Below are 871 nucleotides of genomic sequence, written 5' to 3' on the forward strand. Positions count from 1 at the left end.
TTAAGGTTCTGTCTATGAGGGCAGGTAAGCTTGCAAGGTGTCGGAAACGCTCTTTCAATTCAGAAGATAGTTCTCCGTCTTTGCTTAGTTCAATTGCAGTTCCACCGACAATCTCTTTGTCATCGTTCATTGTGATGCTGTTGTCTAGTGCATAGAAAAGCTTCACAGAGTCTGCATTGCTAGCCGCTTCCCAACCAATTGTGGTTGCATCTAGCCAGTGTGCTTTTTGACCATCAATATTGACTGGTCGCTCTGAAATAGGGTCGTAGTACAACTCGCTGCTGCCATGGAAACCAAATACGCCTTGTGAATCGCCAAGCTTAGTTAACTCGACTTTTGAGTTCGCACTGCCAAATGCTTTCTCATCACCATTGTGCAAGATGAAGTTCATGCATTTGTGTGGGTCAGAGGCATCTGGGTCAACTTTCAACACATAATAGGCACCGTAAGTATCGCTGATACCATCGTATTCGTAAGGGCTGTTCCAATCGGTTCCGGTTTCACTCAACCCCATGCCGACTAAGTCTGTGCTGGTACAGCCTTCACCATTCCAAAGGTGAAGCCCCCAACCGTCGTAAGTTGAGCCAGATGAGCTGGCAGCGGCAACATCGCGTTTGTAGTAAATAACGACTTCGTTTTCAGCAGCAGGGTATAAACCACTGTTGCCAGGGGCTGTACCGTTGTCGCTATCATTATCACTACCACAACCCGCGATCAAAGTAGCGGTGAAGAGCGGTAACATTGCTTTGGCCAATGTAGAGCGTTTGAAGCTCTTCTTTTTGGTATTGTTGAAGGTATTTCGTAGAGAGATAATTTTATTAATATTTATGTTGTTCACGTTTTAATATCCATATTTCACTTTTTATGAAGA

Annotated in this window: 1 protein-coding gene; it reads right to left on the bottom strand. The window is 44.5% G+C overall.

Annotation, left to right across the window (positions count from 1 at the left end):
* Positions 1-838, bottom strand: an 838-nt coding sequence (locus AB4623_RS24220) for a pullulanase-associated domain-containing protein (RefSeq protein WP_372147547.1), incomplete at its 3' end; no start/stop codon positions are given.
* Between the last annotated feature and the right edge of the window lie 33 nt (positions 839-871).

It is taken from the genome of Vibrio sp. 10N.222.52.C12 (assembly GCF_041474215.1).
In the GTDB taxonomy this organism is placed as follows: Bacteria; Pseudomonadota; Gammaproteobacteria; order Enterobacterales; family Vibrionaceae; genus Vibrio; species Vibrio crassostreae_C.